This is a genomic window from Exiguobacterium profundum, assembly GCF_001909285.1.
GTDB lineage: Bacteria > Bacillota > Bacilli > Exiguobacteriales > Exiguobacteriaceae > Exiguobacterium > Exiguobacterium profundum.
Genome location: NZ_MRSV01000001.1, coordinates 993,328 through 1,010,756, shown reverse-complemented (window position 1 = coordinate 1,010,756; position 17,429 = coordinate 993,328). Strand labels below are relative to the sequence as shown.

The following is a 17,429-nucleotide window of genomic DNA, read 5'->3' as shown; positions in this document are numbered from 1 at the left end:
AATCATTTCCCTTTTATCGAAATAAGCAACCTTTTTCATCTCCACTATGTATATACTAAAAACTGTAAATTTCATGAATCGAGGTGGAAATGTTGAAACGAATCTTCAGTTTGCTCTTTCTCTTTACCTTCTATTGGACACTCACCGCTCAAGCGGTCGGATCTGAGGCCATGCTTCGTGCCGGCACGACCCTCTATGCCGATTCAGAGGAAACGGTCGTCCTCCTGGTCACAGACCAAGCGGAGCGTGTGGATATCCATGAGGTGACCGAGACCCATGCGTCCGTCACCGTCGCTTCACAAAAAGGATTCGTCCGAAACGACGCCTTATCATACGCTGTCACCCGTTACGTCCATACGGAGACGGATGCACGCGACGCTGCTGGAAATGTAGTCGCAACACTCGCCATCGGGACAGCGGTCGACGTCTTCGACATCGAAGGCGACCTTCTCCTCACGACGGACGGGACATATGTCTCCAGTGACGCTCTCGGAGAGACGGTCCCGGCGGCAGTGACCCGCTACGCAAAAGAGGGAGCGACTCTCTCGTCTTCACCAGATGGTGGAACCATGACTCCGCTTGAAGCCGGTCAAACCTTGAACGGCTTCCTCATCGACGGACAGATGCGTGTCGATCTAAATGGAACTGTCGGATACATCCCGCTCTCGATGACAAATCGAATCCCGTTCAAGACGGACTCGCAATTCGTCTTGACGACATCCTCTTATATGAATGAGGACGGAGAGATCGTCGGGACGATTGTCCGGGGCAAACGAGTAAATGTATATGGCACAAATGGCTCGATGGCCCGCCTTTATCAAAATGGCATGTACGTGTATATGAAGCGAGACGCACTCGCTGCCAAGATGCCCCGCTACGCTAAAACGGGGAGCCGTTATGCTCAAAAAGAGACATCGATTTATTTAGACACAGACAAGAAGCAAGTCGTCGGTTCACTCAAACGGAGTCAACTCGTCAGCATCTATGGGACAGACGGTCTCTTCACCCGTGTCTATTACAACGGACAATATGTCTTCGTCGAATCCGCATCGCTTGGGACGACGGAGCCACCTTATCTTAAAACCGGACAACGGTACATCACGAAGAACACACCGGTCTATGCTCGGACGATGAAATCATCCAAGACGACCTTGTCCCTGAAGCGGGGTCAGCTCGTCTACATCTATGGCACCCGTGGAAGCTATACCCGCATCTTCACGAAAGGGAACTATTACTTCGTCCCGACGAGCGTGACGAGTACGAAAAAACCACCTCGCTTCGAAGCGACAGGGAAACGATACAGCCGTTATAACGAGGTCGAAGTATACGCCTCGACCTCAATCGCGAAACAAGTCGGTTCATTGAAACGAGGTCAGCTCATCGAGACATATGGGACGAGCGGTTACTACACGCGCATCCGATTAAACGGAGCCTATCGCTATGTCGCGACTGGCTACCTCGCTGTCTCGAAACCGACCGCGAAGCCGAAGGTAGGAACGGTCTTCTATACACAGTTCAACGGGACACCTTACTTCTCGGCTGACGTCGCGTACGGTCGTCCGGCCGGCACTCTGCCCCGTGGGACGAAACTCGTCGGGCTCCGCTCGATTGATGCCGACTTCTGGCACGTCCGTCTTCCGTCCGGGAAACGCGTGTACGTGTTGAACCCCTATATCGCCGAGACGAAACCGAAGGCGATTCAACCGGCGAGCGTCTATACGGCCGCCCACTATGGGACGACGAAGAAGACGCCGTTCTACGCCAACCCGAACGACACCCGTCCGATCGGGTATCTCGATGCCGGACGTCGCATCTACCCGCGTGGGAAGAGTGGCGACTCGTACCTCATCCAATACGACTGGCGTCCCGTCTACGTCAAGACGAAAGACATCCGCATCAAACGAGATGCCTTGTTGAAGAAACGGGACAACTCACAAAAAGAACGCATGATTGCCGTCGCGGTGAAACATCTCGGGACACCGTACACGTGGGGCTCACAGTCTCCGCTGAACGGCGGTTTTGACTGTTCCGGTCTCATCCACTACGCGACGAATCAAGCCGGTAAAATCGGCGGTCGCACGAACGTGTCAGGTTACTGGCATAGCGGCCATTTCAAGAACAAACGGACGGGTATCACGAGTGGCCGTCGCGGGGACATCGTCTTCTTCGCCGGCACGTATAAATCCGGTCCATCGCACATCGGCATCATGCTCGATGATGAGTTCTTCATCCATGCCGGGGGCGAGATGCTTCAAATCAACTCGATCCATGACCCGATGTGGCGCCCGTACTTCCTAGGGTACAAATCGTTATAAGGAGGATGCTCCATGTTTCAATATATCGACCCGTTCCTATGGCAACTCGTCATCGTCCCGTTTCTCACCATCGGCGGTGGTGTCGTGGTCGCCATGATCATGAAACGTGTCTGGGTCGGCCCTGTGGTGACGTTCTTGTTGAACGCCATCATCGAATTGACGTACTTTGCCGTCTATTATGACCACAGTCCGTTCGATGTCAGCCATCTCAGTTCGTGGAATGTCATCTTCCCGCTGATTTCGCTCTTGTTCTCGTTCATCTTCGTCGGATAAATGAAAACAAAAAAATCTGCCTGATGTGTCGTGATTAATCGTTATAAGGAGGACTCTCCATGTTTCACTATATCGATCCGTTTCTATGGCAACTCGTGATCGTTCCAACGTTTACGATCGGACTAGGGGTCGCCATCGCATTGCACTTGAAGCGCTTGTCTATCGCTCCCTTGATCACGCTCTTCGCCTACTTGGGCATGGAGTGGTTCATGTATCGGGGCACCCTCTTCTTCTTTACGAAGTGGTGGCTCCTTCCCCTTTTGGCATTGGGGATCACGTTCACGTTCATCGGGAAACGTCAGGTGGGGCACGCTTCGGTCAAATGATGCTTGACAATGCATCTTTATCCCGTTAAAGTAACGATAACATTCATACGAACTCGCGATGAGAAAGAAGAGTAGCGCGAAGGGACGTCTTCAGAAAGCCGGTGGTCGATGCGAACCGGTGTCGTGCCTTGCGTGAATGGGCTTTTGAGCGTTCAGACCGACATGTAGGCTCTGACGGGTCCTCCCGTTATCGGGGACAGCGAATGATGGTTCGCGATGAGTGGGAAGACAAGGCGTCTTTCAACGAAGGTGGCAACACGGGGAATCTCCTCGTCCTTCATGTCCAATTGGGCATGCGGGACGAGGAGATTTTTTGTTTGTGCGATTGGAGGTGGGCTGGTGACGTACCACGGATATATGCACCGCGGTCATCGTATACGAACAAGACGTGACCCTCTCGTTCGTGGATGAACTGAACGAACGGATACGTTGTGAACTCTCCGTTCAAACGAGGCTTTGATTTTGTATAAAAATCTTGATAACAAATCGCCTCGAGGAGTGGTCGCACACGGATTTCGGACTTGTCTGCTACCGGCACGGTGAACATCCATAACGGTTCGTCCTCGAATGTGCACGATGTGGCGGCCGTCTTGAAGCGCACCGATTTGTCTCGGATATAACGGAACAAGAGGGTCGGTTTGACGGGCTGTCCATTTACATGCCAAACGATTCGGATGGGGTCGCCCTCTTCGAACAACGCATCAAACAATTGCTGGGCATGACGAACGACTGCCTCAAAATATTCAAGATTCAGTTCATATGATTTGATATCAACGTAAGGTGACAGCGTGTCCTCGAGTTCGATGTGCTCGGTCAACGCTTCACCTGAAAATTGGTCAGGTCGTAAGACTGACATCGGCATATCCCCTTTCTATTACCCATTATAAGGAGGTTCTTTCAATGCAACAACGGATCATCAATGGTGACGAACTCACACCGGTGGCAATCTTCCACCGACTACAAGGTGAACGAAAAGTATTACTCGAAAGTCGCGCGGAAGGCAAGCACGGTCGCTACTCCATCATCGCGGCGAACCCGGTCGAGACGATCCGAGTCGATGGGAACGACGTGACAGATGCAACGGGGACAATCTATGCAGACGACCCGCTCCATGCCTTATCCGAACGCATCACACGTGACGACCTCACTGCACCGTACCCGTTCATCGGCGGTGCCGTCGGCTATATCGGCTACGACTTGCTTCGGGTGTATGAACCGATCCCGAACACGCCGACCGTGACGCGTGATTTGCCAGACGCCCTCTTCCAACGCTATGAGACGGTCGTCTTATACGACCACCTCGAGGAACAGGTCATCCTGATCGATACGAGCGAGACGGATGCTACGATGCGACTCGAGTCCATCCGGGAACAGCTCGAGACACCGGAGACACACGCCCTCGAACGGGTCGTCCGGACGAGCGAGCGCATCTTGACGCCGAAGGACGAATTTATCGACCGTGTGCTCCAGGCGAAAGAGGCGATCCTTGCGGGCGAGGTGTTTCAACTCGTCTTGTCGCAACGAATCGACGCGACGTTCACCGGGGACCCGTTCCACTTTTACCGGACGCTGCGGAAACAAAATCCGAGTCCGTACTTGTTCTACATCGACCTCGGGGAAGTGATTGTCCTCGGTGCTTCTCCTGAAAGTCTCGTCCGGGTCGAGAACGGCAAAGTGACGACGAACCCGATCGCCGGGACACGCCCTCGTGGGAAGACCGTCGAGGAAGACATGCGTCACGCGGAGTCACTCCTTCAAGACGAGAAAGAACTCGCCGAGCATCGGATGCTCCTCGACCTCGGACGAAACGATATCGGACGGGTCGCCAAAGTCGGCACGGTCACCATCCCGAAACACATCGAGCTCGAACGATTCAAAAACGTGATGCATCTCGTCTCCGAAGTCGAAGGGGATTTACGTGACGATGTGACCCCGATCGATGCCCTCCGTGCCTGTCTTCCAGCCGGGACCGTCTCCGGAGCTCCAAAGATTCGGGCGATGCAGTTGATTGACGAGCTTGAGACGGTGAAACGAGAAGTCTACGCCGGGGCGGTCGGCTATCTCGACGTCCGGGGCGGATTCGACTTCGCCCTTGCCATCCGGACGATGGTCGTCCAAGGTGACACGGCCCACGTCCAAGCCGGCGCCGGCATCGTCTATGATTCAGACCCAGTTTCGGAATATGAAGAAACGCTGCATAAAGCCAAATCCCTATTGGAGGTGTTCGCATGATTCTCCTCATCGACAACTACGATTCGTTCACGTATAACGTCTATCAAGACGTCGCCCGTTTCAGTGACGTCTGCGTCATCCGGAACGATGAACATAGTATAGAAGAAATCCGTCGTATGAACCCGAACGGCATCATCCTCTCTCCTGGTCCCGGCGGTCCACATGACGCCGGTGTGTCGCTTGCGGTCGTGCGAGAACTGTCCGGCTATATCCCGATTCTCGGGGTCTGTCTCGGTCATCAGGTCATCGCCGAGGCGTTCGGTGGGGTCGTCGGACGAGCGAACGAGGTGATGCATGGAAAAGTCTCACGGATCAATACGATTCCAAGCGTCCTCTTTGAAGGGCTATCGATGGACGTCATGCGCTATCACTCGCTCATCGTACAAGAGACCGAACTGACGGTCACGGCCGAGACGACAGACGGTGTCATCATGGCACTCGAACACCCGACCCATCCGACGTACGGTGTCCAGTTTCATCCCGAGTCGATCGGGACCCCGGATGGACGTGGGATCTTCGAACGATTCGTCAAGTTGTGCACGAAAAAACCGGGGCACGTGTCCCCGGTTTGAGTATCAACCTAAAAAGTCTTCTCGTTGAAAATCATGCTTGTCGATCTTGATGTTGTCACATGCCACCCCGTTCGACCGGAGCACCTGAATCGTTTCACGCAACAGCTCATCACTACCAACGATATAGAACAAGGCGTCCTTGTCGGATGCCATCATCTCCACGCGTTCGTAGTAATCTTTACGACTCGGCACGAACTCTGACGTGAAGTGCTCGTTCGATTCGAAGACGTCACCGAACAAATACGCCTTCGACGAATCGACGTTCAACGAATGGAGATGCGGGACACCTTCCCCGTTCGCCAAGTACTCGAGGACGACCGGACGGAATGTCGCGAGTCCGACACCCGCCGATAAGAGGTAGACGTTCTTCCCACTCCGTTCGAGCGGGACGTTCGAATGTGTCTTGAACAAGGCGACCTTGTCCCCCGGTACCATGTCGCGAAGGATCGATTTGAACGTCGAGCATTCGGACTTGATGCGGGTCGTGATGCCGATCGCTCCTTCGTGCGGCAATGTGGAGATCGACATATGGCGGACGAGACTTCGGTCCGGCTTGTCCCCAGCGTTGAACCCTTCGAGCGCGAGATGCGTGTGCGCCCCTTCCTGCCACGTGAACTCAGGTGGCAAGGCGAGATGGAACGTGTATGTATCTGGTGCCTCGTTTACGACTTTAGTGATCGGTGTCCAGTCAATTTTCATGTGAATTCTCCCTTTCGTTAATACACCGCAATCGGCCCATACGGCCCTTCGATGATTTCCAGTTTCGTCTCAAAAATTTCGGATAAAATTTTCGCGTCCATGATCTCATCGACCGTTCCAAACGCAGCGATTTGTCCGTCTTTCATCGCACAGATGCGGTCCGAGTATTTCGCCGCGAAGTTGATGTCGTGGAGCACCGTGACGATTGTCCGTCCGAACTCGTCGGCGACGTGGCGTAAATACTCCATCATCTGTACCGAACGAGCGATGTCCAAGTTGTTGAGCGGTTCATCGAGGAGGACGTATTCCGTCTCCTGACAGAGCACCATCGCCACGTAGGCACGCTGCCTTTGTCCTCCTGAGAGCTCGTCGAGATAGCGGTTCTCGAGCGCGGTCAAGTCGAGGAAGTCGATATATTTCGAGATGATGGCCTCGTCCTCTTTCGTGAGGCGCCCTTTCGAGTAAGGGAAACGTCCGAACCCGGCGAGTTGTCGGACCGTGAGCCTTGTCACGAAGTGGTTCTCTTGGCGCAGGATGGTGATGATTTTCGCCAAGTCTTTCGACTTCGTGCTCGACACGTCCATGCCGGCGACTTGGATCTGTCCCTCGTCTAAGTTGAGCAATCGTCCAATCATCATGAGCGTCGTCGATTTGCCCGCTCCGTTCGGTCCAATCAATGAAGTGAATCCGGCTTTCGGGATGTCGAGCGTGAGCGGTCCGATGTGGACATCGTCTGTATACGATTTTTTGACTTTTTCGATTTGAATCATAGCGACCTCTTCCTTAGAATGACGGCCAAGAAGATGAGTCCGCCGAACAGTTCGATGATGACGGAGACGACACTTGGCGTCTGGAATATGTGATACATAAAGAAATATGCGCTCGTCAGGACGAAGAACCCTAGAGCGAACGCCATTGGAAAGACGTACTTATGGTCATACGTCGAGGCGACCTGATAGCTGAGCGTCGCGACTAAGAATCCGAAGAACGTGAGCGGCCCGATGAGCGCCGTCGAGACGGACATGAGGAGTGAGATCAGGACGAGCGTGTAGATGACACTCCTCCGATGGTTCACCCCGAACGTCGTCGCGACGTCCTTACCGAGCGCGACGATATTCAATCGATTCGAGAACAGGAACAAGAGTGTCCCGGCGATGACGACGATCGGGATGACGATGGGAAAGTACGCCACGTCGGCATTCGTCACCGAACCGAACAGCCGCGCCTGCAGGATATCGAACTCGGACGGGGCGAGCATACGGCGCATGAACGATGACACCGAGTTCAGACCCGTCCCGATGATGATCCCGATGAGCAGCATGAGCTGCAGGTTGGCGTATTTCCCTGACAAGAGCCATCCGTAAAGGAGGAGACTCATCGTCACCATGAGGCCGACCTGTGTCAAGAAGGCGCTTGTCCCCGAGAAGCCGATCAACGCCCCTGCCCCGAAGAAGAAGACCATGCTCGTCTGAATCGTCGAATAGAGCGCGTCGAATCCAAGCAGCGATGGCGTGATGATGCGGTTGTTCGTCACGGAGTGGAATGCGACCGTCGCAAGACTTTGACAGAGTGCCGCAATCAACATCGTGACGATGGCGACGATTCGCCGTTCCACGACCGGCACGAATGACGGAGAGTCCATCGGAACCGGATTGTTATAAAGGAGAAGCCCGAGCGCACACAACAGTCCGCCGAGAATGAAGGCACTTAAGAAGAGCCAATAGCGCCTGCTCGCCCGTTTCGATTGAAATGCTGAAGCGTGACGTTCTTCTCTCAATACCCCAATCGAGACTTCAACACCGTCTCGTTCTATGACCGTACTCATCGAACCCCTCCCTTCTTCCGTTGTCGCATCAAGATCATGATGAAGACGACTGCCCCGACCGTCCCGAGAATCAGTGAGACCGGGAGTTCGAACGGCATGATGATTGTCCGTGAAATCAAGTCACTGACGAGAATCGCACCCATCCCGACAAGACAGACCCATGGAAGGTTGCTGCGCAAATCATCCCCGCGGAACATCGAGACGAGGTTCGGGACGATGAGTCCAAGGAACGGTAAATTCCCGATGACCGTCGCCACGACACCGACCGATAAGGCGATGAGCCCCGTCGCCATCATCATGAGCTGGTTATAGTTCACGCCGAGACTCGTCGCGATGTCTTCACCTAACCCCGCGAGCGTCAAGCGATTCGCCAGTAAGAAGATGAGTACCGTCACGACGATGATGACCCATAGATACTCGTAGCGCCCGATTTGCACCGAGGCGAACGAACCGACGAACCAGCCCTCGATCGCCTGGCTTGCCCGGAAGAACAGACCGAGGAACGTCGAGATGGCGGAGATGACCGCCCCTAACATGAGCCCGATGATTGGCACGATGAGCGATGAACGAAGTTTGACCGAACGTAAGAACCAGAAGAAGACCATCGTCCCGATAAACGAGAAGACGATCGCCCCGGTCATCCGCATCATGAGGCTCGGTGCCGGTACAAGTAAGTAAACGGTGAGCAGTCCGAGTCCCGCCCATTCGAGCGTCCCCGTCGTCGTCGGTTCGACGAGTCGGTTTTGCGTGATGAGCTGCATGACGAGCCCCGCCATTGCCATCGCCGCACCCGTCAACATAAGGGCGACCGTCCGTGGGACTCGGGTGATCCAAAACATATCGAAGCCGTCTGTCCGTGACAAATCGTACACCCCGGTAAAAAGCGACAGCACCGCCAAACCGAGGACGATGATTACGGTGAACACGAACGACTTCGTCCACAATCTAGAAAAGGAGGGCTGAGACATCGTCTCAACCCTGGCTGTCAATGGTTTTTGCATGACGGAACCTTACTTCGCGAGCGCTTCCGTGACACTGTTGAAGAATTCCGCGTACGTTTGAATCGATTCGTTCAAGTACGTGTCTTTCGGTGCATAGACGATTTGCTCTTTCGACACAGCCGTCGTCTTTTGAAGCGCCGGTGCGTTGTCGATTACGTCTTCTGCTGGTACTGCGCCTTCTGCGTCACCGAGTGGTGCGTCACGGTCGAGAACGAACAACCAGTCTGGGTTGCTTTCTGCGATGGCTTCGACGGATACTTCGTCACCTTCGTGGTCACCTGTCTTCTTCTCGACTTCAAGAGCTGGGACCCATCCGAAGATGTCGTACATCGGTCCGAACACGCGTCCCGTTACCGGTGCTGAGAACCCAATGTCTCCACCCGATACGATAACCGACATGATTGTATCTTTTCCGTTGTATGCCGCTTTCGCGTCTTCGATCGATTTGTCGAGGTCCGCGACGATGGCTTCGGCTTCTGTGTTTTTGTCAAAGATTTTCCCGAGTGTAAGCGTCGTGTCTGTCAATCCTTTGACTAAAATCTCACCCGGTGTGCCTGAATCTTCTGGGATCTCGATGTTCAAATCGATGACCGCTGCTTCCGGTACCAACTTTTTGATGTCCTCGTAGTAATCCGCGAAACGTTGACCGACGATGACGACGTCCGGGTCAACTCCCGCAATCGCCTCTAAGTTCGGCTCGAAGTGCATGCCGACGTCCGCGATGTCTTTGTCTGATGCATATGGCGATTCCGCTGGAAGGAGTCCGATCGGTGCCGCCACCAAGTCGATGTCCCATGCTGCCAATGTTTCAAACGTCCGGTTATCAAGGGCGACGACCTTCTCCGGGTTGACCGGTACCTCGATTGTGCCATGTGCGTCTGTAATTTCGACCGTCTCTGTCTTTGTTGCGCCGTCGACGTTTTCTTCTTTCTTCGTCTCACTCGTTCCGCCACATGCGGCGAGTACGAAGACGAGCAACGTCAACATGAGTGAAATCTTGAATTTCCCCACTTCATCCATCTCCTTCGTATGTAAGTTTCAATGAATCTCGCACCAAAAACGAGCCACGTTGGTTATGTATGTCTAATATCGCGTTCTCGTTATCAGTGATAATGATTATCATTGTCGTTTTCATCAAGTAGCATAACAAACAAAATGTGGATACGCAATGCCAATTTGACAAGATTCGGATAGGAAAATTTTTCTTTCTATAGATGCACGCACAAAAAAGAAAGTGGGAGGTCCACTTTCTCAAACGAAGTAATAGATTATGCCATCCGTAAAATAATCGAGAGCCTAAAGTAACGTGAAAAAGATAGAGACGATCAAATAGATGATTCGTTCATCGCGTTCCAAGCGTCTCCAAATAAACAATAAGATAACCAATCCGATTGGTCCGAAAATCAGAAAAAAAATCAAAAATGGGACTGCTTGCGCCATAAAAGGTAATTTTTTTTTGTTCTCTGTCATTCAACTCATGCCTCCGAGATCCCGTTCGCCAACATCAACAAGAAAATCCAAATCGACAACGGGATCATCAATCCGATTGTCGCAAGAAGCGTGTACATTTTTATGATTCGATCCTTCGTGAACAGTCCCCAAATCAACGTGGCGAATAAGGCGATGTCAATCGCGAGATATACCCAGATGACCGTCATCAAATCGAGGTTCGGAAACACTCGACCGTTCAAGGTGAAGAAGGTAATCACCGTCACGATAAATAGTCCGAGCGTCGCGTAGAGTGGTGCGTATCGCCTCTTCATACGAGCATCGCCCGCTTCCGTTTGACCATCTCGAGGCAACGGCGGACACACGTATCAACGTAACCATCCAATTGATGCGGGAGAAACATCGTGTACGTCCCCTCCTCCGTCATCGCGGCGTCCCGCTCGACTTTCTCGACCAGTTCAATGAGCTCTGGATTTCTTTTCAAGCGTTCAAAATCGAACGTCCCGAGGCGTTCCGAGAGACGGACATTGTACGCATCAAAGTCCGCATAATAGGCCGCCTGTTTCGACGGGTCCTGGGTGATGAGTTCTTTCAACCAACCTTTATAAAACCCCTGCAACCATATCTCATCCGCGACGAGATGCGCGTAATAGCCGAGTCGATATGAGAAGTCTTCCTCCTTGCTGTCAATCCAATATTGGGACAGATCCAAGCGTCGAGATAAATCATCATGGCGTCCTGCGTAATAATGGGATGCCTCTTTTTTTTTCGTCGCATCCGGTGCGAGACATCCAAGCAAAAATGCGACCTCATCAATCTCCGATAACGCCGGTAACATCTCGTTCGCGATGACGAGATGCATCAAATGTGAACCCATGTCACGCCCCCCTTTTCCCTGATTATTCCATCAATGTTCTATCTCGACAACCCCTCGCAAATTTTGATAGACTAACTTCACTGAACGGTCAGTAAAGTGAAGAGAGGTGTGAAAGGATGAGTAAAAAACAATTGTTGCTACAGACTGCCGCCCAGATGATTCGAGAGGACGGGATCAGTCAGTTGTCGCTCGAACGATTGGCGACGAAAGCAGGAATCACGAAAGCCGGGGTCCTCTATCATTTCGACAATAAGGCCAACTTATTGCGACAGATGAACGAATTCGCCATCGAGACGTTCGAGAAACGAATCACCGCCCATCTATCGGACGGTCCATATTCGTTTACCCGTGCCTATGCGCTGGCGACATTGGATGATGTCGATCACGGAGATATGGACCTCGTCGCCGTCTTTATCTCCTCGCAAGAGGATGCCACGAGCGAGTCGATTTGGAGTGACGTGTCGACCGGTTGGGACGAGCGATTCGCTGTCGACGGGCCGGACCAGGATGCGATTTTAAAACTTCGCCTTCTCTGTGACGGCTTTTGGTTCGCTGTCTTGTATGGGTATAGCGAATCGTTCAAGGACCGTGCGGCGACACTCATTCGGGAAGCATGTGACGAGTTGCTTCAAGGAGGATTGTAATATGGGATTCATCTATTTGATCGGGGCCATCGCCTCGGAACTTTTCGGGTCGAGCATGTTGAAAGTGAACGCCACCTCGACGAGTCGACTCCCGATTCTCGGGGTCGCCTGCGGTTATGGGACGGCGTTTTATCTCTTATCACTTGCCCTCTTCACCATCCCGCTCAGCTTCGCGTATGCGTTTTGGAGCGGGGTTGGGACGGCACTCACGGCAGTGATCGGGTTCGTCGTCTTCCGTGAGCAGATCAGTCGTCAAAAAATTGCAGGGATTGGGCTCGTCATCATCGGGCTCGTCTTGATGAAAGTGTGAGGTGAATCGGAATGAAAGCCTATCTTTTACTCTTCTTTTCTATCGGATTTGAGGTACTCGGGACATCGATGTTGAAACTGTCGGATGGATTCACGAATCTCGTGCCGAGTGTCATCCTCTTGGTCAGTTTCGCCGCGTCGTTCACCCTCATGGGCATCGTGTTGAAGACGATCCCGCTCAGTATCGCCTATAGCATCTGGGCCGGACTCGGGACCGTGGCGACGGGACTCATCGGGGTGTTTGTTTACGGGGAAGTTCTTTCGGCGTTGAACGGAATCGGTCTCTTGTTGATCGTCCTCGGCGTCATCGTGATGAATCAACGGAGAGAGGAAGTCGTGACATGAACGAGTTGGCAAATCATCTTCAAACACTAGAAGAAGCGTTATTGACGACGGAAGTCAGGCAGTCGACAGAGCGATTGCGTGAACTATTGACCGACGACTTCTTTGAAATCGGTAGCTCGGGACGGTTGCTGTATCAAGACTGGGATCAGACGACACTCCAGCTTGACCCGATTGAGGCCGAGTTATCCGAATTCACGCTGTATCCGTTGACGGAAGGTCACGTTTTGGTGACGTACCGTCTCGTTCAACCGGTATTGAATCGCGAAACACGCCGTAGCTCGATTTGGGTATTCGTGGACGGACGTTGGAAGATGCGATTCCATCAAGGCACGGTCGTCCCGCCAGAGGCAACTTGATTGCCGAACGTCCTCGCCATCCGCTACTCTGAAATGGAATCTAAGCGTGACGAAAGGGGCAGTTTCTTTATGAAAATTTTACTCGTTGGGGCAAGCGGTACGGTCGGTCAGGCCGTCGCAAAAGAGTTGGAGAAAACACATACGATCATCCGGGCTGGACGTAACGGGGCGGACGTGCAAGTCGACCTCACTTCCGAAGACAGCATTCGCCACATGTATGAAACGATCGGTCGGGTCGACGCGGTCATCAGTACGGCGGGCAGCACGCATTTCGGTCCGCTTTCCGAGATGACGCCGGCAGATAATCAGAAGAGTATCGACAGCAAGATCAAAGGACAAGTCAACCTCGTCCTTCTCGGGCTCGATCATGTGAACGATGGTGGTAGCTTCACACTGACGAGCGGAATCTTGATGGACGACCCCATCAAAGAAGGCGCATCGGCGGCACTAGCGAACGGGGCCATCAAAGGATTCGTGACCGGTGCGGCGATTGAGATGCCACGGGGCATCCGCATCAACAACGTCAGTCCGAACGTCCTCGTCGAAGCACTCGATGCGTATGGTCCTTATTTCCGTGGTTACGCGGCGGTACCGGGTGAACGGGTTGCCCTCGCTTATGTGAAGAGCGTCGAAGGCGCGCAGACTGGACAGACGTACGAAGTGTATTAACCTCGAAGCATCTCTTCAAGAGGTGCTTTTTTTGTACCTTGCACTTTATTTTGTCTCCCTCGTCCGGAAGATTCCGCTATACTCGGGGCATCTTATGCCCGAGAAAGGTTGAAGTTTCATGAAAGACAAAACGTTTCGCGCCCTTTATCATATCCCTCCTTCTTTCGTCGAACACCCACTCCAAAAGCGCGTCCTTCAGGCGATTGGTCGTCCTCAGGAATCGATGGTCGAGGTCATCTTCCGCGTCGGTGGGTTCGGCACGTATGATGTGAGTACGATCACCTTTTTTGAGAGGGGCACCGTCCTTCGTCACATCGAGCGGTCCGACCGATCCATCACCGAGCCCTTTGAATTCGAATACTATGAGGGCGAGGAAGCGAAACAGATGCGTGTCGCGTTTCATCTGCTTGGAACGAATTGGTGGCCAACCGTCTTCGAAGAACTGGAAGGTGTTCGCACGCTAGATGGTACGCAGTGGAGCCTCAGCGTATACACGAACGGGACACTCATTCACGAGCATCATGGCAGTAACGCCTACCCGTCCGAATGGGAGCAAGTGACTCGCCTGTTCGGTATTTCTTGAAGAACGACAAAGGGAGCATCCGCTTTGGATGCTCCCTTTCGTCAGAGCGCTTGAATCATCTCGACCCGATTGCCGAACGGGTCTCTGAACTCGAACCGCTCGAATCCTGGAATCGGGATGCCTTCGGAGTAAGAAATCTCATTCTCTTGAAGCGCTTCCTTCCAATGAGCTAAATCCGTCACAGCGTACGCGATATGCGCTTTCGTCTTCTGTCGTTCCACGTCGTCCTCTGCCCCGACATGAACGGAACGGTCGCCGACCTGAAGCCAAAATCCACCTCGCCCCTTCAATGAATCCGGCTTCTCGATTTCACGTAGACCAAGAAAGTCACAATAGAACGCCTTCGCCTCTTGCTCCGCTCCAGTTGGAATCGTGAGCTGCACATGATGAATCCCTGTGATCATGTTTCATTTCCCCTTCCGATAGGTCAGTCCGATATACTGCATCTTCTCATTGAACAGTCGTGGGTACGCGAGATAACCGACGAGCGTCGCCGAGATTGAGGCGGTCGTCAAAATCAAGAACAGGATCAAGAGCTGATACAGGACCGCTTCCATCGGGTCGGCCCCACCGATGATGAGACCGCTCATCATTCCCGGTAGTTGGACGAGCCCCATCGTCTTTTGCGCCTCGACAGTCGGAATCATGCTCGTGCGAATCGCATTCTTCAAGCTGCGGTCGATGGCCACTTTCGGTGTGCCGCCGAGTGAAAGAATGAGTTCGATGACGTCGTCGCTCCGCTCGACCTCGTCTTTGAACTTGTTCAAGAACAAGAGCGACAACACCATGCTGTTCCCGATGACCATCCCACTAATCGGAATGACCTTTTCCGGCTCAAATGGGATGATACCGAGCCCGAGCATGAGTCCCATCGTCAGCGCTTCGATCGTCACGAGCGTCAAGACGATAATCCACATGATGCCCGGAATCCCGTCCCCTTTCCGTCGGATGTTTTGTGTCGCTGCGACAATCATGAGTAAAATCATCAACAGCATGAAGATCGGACTGTCGCTCTCAAAGACGAACGTCAGGATATAGCCGATGATCAATAGTTGAATGATGGAGCGGACGGTCGCAATGATAATATCACGCTCGAGTCCAAGTCGTAGGACGAGTGTCAAGGCAAGCGGGATGACAACGAAGATGAGCGCCGTCGCGAGTTCAATATATGACATCAATCTTCCCCCCTGACAAATCGTTGGATGACGGGATTGTCCGACTCATCGATGAACGATGCGTCCCCAAATGCAAGTAGTTCCCCGTCCTTCAAGAACCACATGTCGTCACTCACCCGCCGTGCCTGGTCGAGGTCATGGGTGATCCAAATGACGGTCACACCGTATGATTGTTGCAGTTTTCGAATGAGTCGCTCGATCTCTTTCACCGTCCGGTAATCAAGGCTCGCCGTAATTTCATCGAGTAAGAGCACGTCCGGTTTATTGACGAGCGTCCGGGCGATGGCGACCCGACTCCGTTCCCCACCCGATAGTGATTTGACGGGTTGGTCGAGGAGCGCCTCACTCAAGTCGACGCGATGGAGCAATTCGGAAGCCCGGTCGCGGTCAAGTGTCTCGTCGAAGATGGCTTTCGGGAGATTCAAGTTGTCGTATACGGTCCCTTGAATCATCGGCGCACTTTGGAACGCCATCCCGATTTTCTTTCGTAGCTCGAGGATGTCCATCTCCGCGATGTCTTCCCCTTTAAAAAGAATCGTGCCGGTGTCCGGTGACAGCAATCCGTTGATATGCTTCAGACACGTTGTCTTGCCGGCGCCGCTCGGTCCGACGAACGTCGTGATTCGTCCTTCTCGAAACGTCCCGGACACATGGTGCAGAATGTCTTGATGACTCACATCTTTGAATTCAATGATTGACATGCTTCTCTCGCCTCCTGGTTCAAGTGTACAAAAAAGAGAGGATGAGGTGGTCAAGAATGCAGTCTGTAATCGGTTGTTGCGAATATGAGAGATTCGTACTCAGTTTTGTTGAACATAGTCATTTCCACTCAAAATGACCATATTTCTTTTTGTTTTTGGTTAAACGAACAAAGCGCTCGACCGTTTCCACACGAAACAGTCGGGCGCTTTTGTTAGTTATAATCCCGTTCGATGACGAAGCTCGTCTTGTCCCCGCGGAAGTAGGAGCGTGAGTATTCAATCGCCCGTCCCGACTCATCCTCTGTCACCGTCTCGATATGGAAGCACGGTGATCCGAGTGGACAGTCGAGGAGCGCACTCACCTTCTCATCAGCTAAGGCAATCTCCAATGCCTCCGTCGTCTTCGCGACATGAACGTCATGGACCTCCGCTAGTGTCCGGAAGAGTGAATGCTCCGCCTGTTCTTTCGTGATCCCCGGTGCGATCTGCCACGGGATGAACGAGACCTCATACTGCGTCGGTTCCCCGTCCGCATGACGGATTCGCTCAATCTTTTGAATCGGGGCGTTGTCTTCCGCTTCAAACACCGATGCGATTTGACCGGAAGCCGAGATGACCGAGATGTCGATCAAGGCGACTTGCCCACGTTTCCCTTGAACGGCAAGCTGGGCCGCATAGTTGTTCGGCGTGTACGACAACGTCTGTTGTACTTTCTTCCCGGCGACGAACGTCCCGCGACCTTGTTGACGGACCAGATAGCCTTCCGTCGTCAACTGGTTGAGGGCGCCACGCACCGTCGTCCGGCTCACATCGAACTCCTCGCAAAGCGCGTATTCGGTCGGAAATTTTTCCCCTTCTTTATAGTGCCCACTCTTGATGCGGGACAGCAGTTCATCCTTGATTGCGGTTTGGAGCGTCGATTGCGACATGTCTCCATCTCCTTTACGTTGGGTTGGTTCCTTTATTGTGATACAGCAAGCATACAAAAGCAAATACAAAAACTTATTTGTATTATTTGTATTTTTTTTTTTGCTGAAAGTTGTATCATTTGTTATATTTGTTACGACAAAAAGAAATC

The 17,429-nt window shown here is 52.8% G+C and carries 24 protein-coding genes and 1 other annotated feature; of the genes, 11 read left to right on the top strand and 13 right to left on the bottom strand.

All coding sequences use genetic code 11. The annotated features are described in order from the left end of the window. Window positions 1–89 precede the first annotated feature (89 nt). From BBB58_RS05400 to BBB58_RS05390, 3 genes are read left to right on the top strand one after another with little or no spacing between them, the layout of a single operon-like run. Window positions 90–2,315 (top strand): C40 family peptidase, encoded by a 2,226-nt coding sequence (locus BBB58_RS05400; RefSeq protein ID WP_244150681.1) that lies wholly within the window; start codon window positions 90–92, stop codon window positions 2,313–2,315. Window positions 2,316–2,327: 12 nt separating this feature from the next. After that, a complete protein-coding gene (locus BBB58_RS05395; RefSeq protein ID WP_074036001.1) occupies window positions 2,328–2,588 on the top strand; it encodes a DUF2651 family protein in 261 nt (86 codons plus the stop codon). 59 nt (window positions 2,589–2,647) lie between these two features. Further along, entirely contained in the window at window positions 2,648–2,914 is a 267-nt protein-coding gene (locus BBB58_RS05390) for a hypothetical protein (protein ID WP_074035999.1), read from the top strand. 49 nt (window positions 2,915–2,963) lie between these two features. After that, window positions 2,964–3,195: a binding site (T-box leader), on the top strand. Here the strand turns inward: BBB58_RS05390 and BBB58_RS05385 are convergent. Further along, window positions 3,192–3,770, bottom strand: a complete 579-nt coding sequence (locus tag BBB58_RS05385) for a DUF3885 domain-containing protein (protein ID WP_074035997.1) — start codon at window positions 3,768–3,770, stop codon at window positions 3,192–3,194. It overlaps the preceding feature by 4 nt. Window positions 3,771–3,814: 44 nt before the next feature. Here BBB58_RS05385 and trpE point away from each other — a divergent pair, with 44 nt between their 5' ends. Together trpE and BBB58_RS05375 are read left to right on the top strand one after the other, a co-directional pair. Beyond that, window positions 3,815–5,146, top strand: coding sequence for an anthranilate synthase component I (gene trpE, locus BBB58_RS05380; protein ID WP_074035995.1), 1,332 nt, complete (start codon window positions 3,815–3,817; stop codon window positions 5,144–5,146). Further along, complete coding sequence (locus tag BBB58_RS05375) at window positions 5,143–5,718, top strand: anthranilate synthase component II (RefSeq protein WP_074035993.1); 576 nt, start codon at window positions 5,143–5,145, stop codon at window positions 5,716–5,718. The genes trpE and BBB58_RS05375 overlap by 4 nt, the downstream gene beginning before the upstream one ends. Window positions 5,719–5,721: 3 nt before the next feature. On the opposite strand, the gene BBB58_RS05370 is transcribed toward BBB58_RS05375, so the two are convergent. The 8 genes from BBB58_RS05370 to BBB58_RS05340 form a co-directional block, all read right to left on the bottom strand. Then, the gene (locus tag BBB58_RS05370; protein WP_074035991.1) at window positions 5,722–6,417 is read right to left on the bottom strand and encodes a ferredoxin--NADP reductase; all 696 of its coding nucleotides are present in this window, start codon (window positions 6,415–6,417) and stop codon (window positions 5,722–5,724) included. Between the two features lie 17 nt (window positions 6,418–6,434). Further along, window positions 6,435–7,187 carry an iron ABC transporter ATP-binding protein gene (locus BBB58_RS05365; protein ID WP_074035989.1) on the bottom strand — a complete coding sequence of 251 codons (753 nt, stop codon included), beginning with the start codon at window positions 7,185–7,187 and terminating at the stop codon, window positions 6,435–6,437. Further along, window positions 7,184–8,242 carry an iron chelate uptake ABC transporter family permease subunit gene (locus BBB58_RS05360; protein WP_074035987.1) on the bottom strand — a complete coding sequence of 353 codons (1,059 nt, stop codon included), beginning with the start codon at window positions 8,240–8,242 and terminating at the stop codon, window positions 7,184–7,186. Before BBB58_RS05360 ends, BBB58_RS05365 begins: the two co-directional genes overlap by 4 nt. Next, the gene (locus tag BBB58_RS05355; protein ID WP_074035985.1) at window positions 8,239–9,243 is read right to left on the bottom strand and encodes an ABC transporter permease; all 1,005 of its coding nucleotides are present in this window, start codon (window positions 9,241–9,243) and stop codon (window positions 8,239–8,241) included. Before BBB58_RS05355 ends, BBB58_RS05360 begins: the two co-directional genes overlap by 4 nt. A gap of 9 nt (window positions 9,244–9,252) precedes the next feature. Next, window positions 9,253–10,263, bottom strand: a complete 1,011-nt coding sequence (locus BBB58_RS05350) for a siderophore ABC transporter substrate-binding protein (RefSeq protein ID WP_031422513.1) — start codon at window positions 10,261–10,263, stop codon at window positions 9,253–9,255. Between the two features lie 276 nt (window positions 10,264–10,539). Next, window positions 10,540–10,713, bottom strand: coding sequence for a hypothetical protein (locus BBB58_RS15155; protein ID WP_167365516.1), 174 nt, complete (start codon window positions 10,711–10,713; stop codon window positions 10,540–10,542). Between the two features lie 5 nt (window positions 10,714–10,718). Beyond that, window positions 10,719–11,006 carry a hypothetical protein gene (locus BBB58_RS05345; protein ID WP_074035983.1) on the bottom strand — a complete coding sequence of 96 codons (288 nt, stop codon included), beginning with the start codon at window positions 11,004–11,006 and terminating at the stop codon, window positions 10,719–10,721. Then, window positions 11,003–11,569, bottom strand: coding sequence for a zinc dependent phospholipase C family protein (locus tag BBB58_RS05340; protein ID WP_074035981.1), 567 nt, complete (start codon window positions 11,567–11,569; stop codon window positions 11,003–11,005). Before BBB58_RS05340 ends, BBB58_RS05345 begins: the two co-directional genes overlap by 4 nt. Before the next feature lie 116 nt (window positions 11,570–11,685). On the opposite strand from BBB58_RS05340, the gene BBB58_RS05335 reads away from it, so the two are divergent. The 6 genes from BBB58_RS05335 (at window position 11,686) to BBB58_RS05310 (ending at window position 14,475) form a co-directional block, all read left to right on the top strand. Next, window positions 11,686–12,213: a TetR/AcrR family transcriptional regulator gene (locus tag BBB58_RS05335; protein ID WP_074035977.1), complete on the top strand. Its 528-nt coding sequence runs from the start codon at window positions 11,686–11,688 to the stop codon at window positions 12,211–12,213. Window position 12,214: 1 nt separating this feature from the next. Next, on the top strand, window positions 12,215–12,523 hold the full coding sequence (locus BBB58_RS05330) for a DMT family transporter (protein ID WP_074035976.1): 309 nt from the start codon (window positions 12,215–12,217) through the stop codon (window positions 12,521–12,523). Between the two features lie 11 nt (window positions 12,524–12,534). After that, the gene (locus tag BBB58_RS05325) at window positions 12,535–12,867 is read left to right on the top strand and encodes a DMT family transporter (protein ID WP_012727175.1); all 333 of its coding nucleotides are present in this window, start codon (window positions 12,535–12,537) and stop codon (window positions 12,865–12,867) included. Beyond that, window positions 12,864–13,223, top strand: coding sequence for a nuclear transport factor 2 family protein (locus BBB58_RS05320; protein ID WP_074035975.1), 360 nt, complete (start codon window positions 12,864–12,866; stop codon window positions 13,221–13,223). Before BBB58_RS05325 ends, BBB58_RS05320 begins: the two co-directional genes overlap by 4 nt. 69 nt (window positions 13,224–13,292) lie before the next feature. Next, a complete protein-coding gene (locus tag BBB58_RS05315; protein WP_074035974.1) occupies window positions 13,293–13,892 on the top strand; it encodes a short chain dehydrogenase in 600 nt (199 codons plus the stop codon). A 118-nt stretch (window positions 13,893–14,010) separates the two neighbouring features. Continuing rightward, window positions 14,011–14,475 (top strand): hypothetical protein, encoded by a 465-nt coding sequence (locus BBB58_RS05310; protein WP_047794923.1) that lies wholly within the window; start codon window positions 14,011–14,013, stop codon window positions 14,473–14,475. 41 nt (window positions 14,476–14,516) lie between these two features. Here the strand turns inward: BBB58_RS05310 and BBB58_RS05305 are convergent, their stop codons facing one another. The 4 genes from BBB58_RS05305 to BBB58_RS05290 form a co-directional block, all read right to left on the bottom strand. Then, entirely contained in the window at window positions 14,517–14,879 is a 363-nt protein-coding gene (locus BBB58_RS05305) for a VOC family protein (RefSeq protein ID WP_047794922.1), read from the bottom strand. 3 nt (window positions 14,880–14,882) lie between these two features. Next, the gene (locus BBB58_RS05300) at window positions 14,883–15,650 is read right to left on the bottom strand and encodes an ABC transporter permease (RefSeq protein ID WP_074035973.1); all 768 of its coding nucleotides are present in this window, start codon (window positions 15,648–15,650) and stop codon (window positions 14,883–14,885) included. Then, on the bottom strand, window positions 15,650–16,351 hold the full coding sequence (locus BBB58_RS05295) for an ABC transporter ATP-binding protein (RefSeq protein ID WP_047794920.1): 702 nt from the start codon (window positions 16,349–16,351) through the stop codon (window positions 15,650–15,652). The genes BBB58_RS05300 and BBB58_RS05295 overlap by 1 nt, the downstream gene beginning before the upstream one ends. Window positions 16,352–16,563: 212 nt before the next feature. Then, a complete protein-coding gene (locus BBB58_RS05290; RefSeq protein WP_012727186.1) occupies window positions 16,564–17,280 on the bottom strand; it encodes a GntR family transcriptional regulator in 717 nt (238 codons plus the stop codon). Between the last annotated feature and the right edge of the window lie 149 nt (window positions 17,281–17,429).

Excerpts from the sequence above, each read along its gene's own strand:
- BBB58_RS05400 (WP_244150681.1), top strand. The coding sequence starts at position 90 with ATGTTGAAACGAATCTTCAGTTTGCTCTTTCTCTTTACCTTCTATTGG.
- BBB58_RS05395 (WP_074036001.1), top strand. The coding sequence starts at position 2,328 with ATGTTTCAATATATCGACCCGTTCCTATGGCAACTCGTCATCGTCCCG.
- BBB58_RS05390 (WP_074035999.1), top strand. The coding sequence starts at position 2,648 with ATGTTTCACTATATCGATCCGTTTCTATGGCAACTCGTGATCGTTCCA.
- BBB58_RS05385 (WP_074035997.1), bottom strand. The coding sequence starts at position 3,770 with ATGTCAGTCTTACGACCTGACCAATTTTCAGGTGAAGCGTTGACCGAG.
- trpE (WP_074035995.1), top strand. The coding sequence starts at position 3,815 with ATGCAACAACGGATCATCAATGGTGACGAACTCACACCGGTGGCAATC.
- BBB58_RS05375 (WP_074035993.1), top strand. The coding sequence starts at position 5,143 with ATGATTCTCCTCATCGACAACTACGATTCGTTCACGTATAACGTCTAT.
- BBB58_RS05370 (WP_074035991.1), bottom strand. The coding sequence starts at position 6,417 with ATGAAAATTGACTGGACACCGATCACTAAAGTCGTAAACGAGGCACCA.
- BBB58_RS05365 (WP_074035989.1), bottom strand. The coding sequence starts at position 7,187 with ATGATTCAAATCGAAAAAGTCAAAAAATCGTATACAGACGATGTCCAC.
- BBB58_RS05360 (WP_074035987.1), bottom strand. The coding sequence starts at position 8,242 with ATGAGTACGGTCATAGAACGAGACGGTGTTGAAGTCTCGATTGGGGTA.
- BBB58_RS05355 (WP_074035985.1), bottom strand. The coding sequence starts at position 9,243 with ATGCAAAAACCATTGACAGCCAGGGTTGAGACGATGTCTCAGCCCTCC.
- BBB58_RS05350 (WP_031422513.1), bottom strand. The coding sequence starts at position 10,263 with ATGGATGAAGTGGGGAAATTCAAGATTTCACTCATGTTGACGTTGCTC.
- BBB58_RS15155 (WP_167365516.1), bottom strand. The coding sequence starts at position 10,713 with ATGACAGAGAACAAAAAAAAATTACCTTTTATGGCGCAAGCAGTCCCA.
- BBB58_RS05345 (WP_074035983.1), bottom strand. The coding sequence starts at position 11,006 with ATGAAGAGGCGATACGCACCACTCTACGCGACGCTCGGACTATTTATC.
- BBB58_RS05340 (WP_074035981.1), bottom strand. The coding sequence starts at position 11,569 with ATGGGTTCACATTTGATGCATCTCGTCATCGCGAACGAGATGTTACCG.
- BBB58_RS05335 (WP_074035977.1), top strand. The coding sequence starts at position 11,686 with ATGAGTAAAAAACAATTGTTGCTACAGACTGCCGCCCAGATGATTCGA.
- BBB58_RS05330 (WP_074035976.1), top strand. The coding sequence starts at position 12,215 with ATGGGATTCATCTATTTGATCGGGGCCATCGCCTCGGAACTTTTCGGG.
- BBB58_RS05325 (WP_012727175.1), top strand. The coding sequence starts at position 12,535 with ATGAAAGCCTATCTTTTACTCTTCTTTTCTATCGGATTTGAGGTACTC.
- BBB58_RS05320 (WP_074035975.1), top strand. The coding sequence starts at position 12,864 with ATGAACGAGTTGGCAAATCATCTTCAAACACTAGAAGAAGCGTTATTG.
- BBB58_RS05315 (WP_074035974.1), top strand. The coding sequence starts at position 13,293 with ATGAAAATTTTACTCGTTGGGGCAAGCGGTACGGTCGGTCAGGCCGTC.
- BBB58_RS05310 (WP_047794923.1), top strand. The coding sequence starts at position 14,011 with ATGAAAGACAAAACGTTTCGCGCCCTTTATCATATCCCTCCTTCTTTC.
- BBB58_RS05305 (WP_047794922.1), bottom strand. The coding sequence starts at position 14,879 with ATGATCACAGGGATTCATCATGTGCAGCTCACGATTCCAACTGGAGCG.
- BBB58_RS05300 (WP_074035973.1), bottom strand. The coding sequence starts at position 15,650 with ATGTCATATATTGAACTCGCGACGGCGCTCATCTTCGTTGTCATCCCG.
- BBB58_RS05295 (WP_047794920.1), bottom strand. The coding sequence starts at position 16,351 with ATGTCAATCATTGAATTCAAAGATGTGAGTCATCAAGACATTCTGCAC.
- BBB58_RS05290 (WP_012727186.1), bottom strand. The coding sequence starts at position 17,280 with ATGTCGCAATCGACGCTCCAAACCGCAATCAAGGATGAACTGCTGTCC.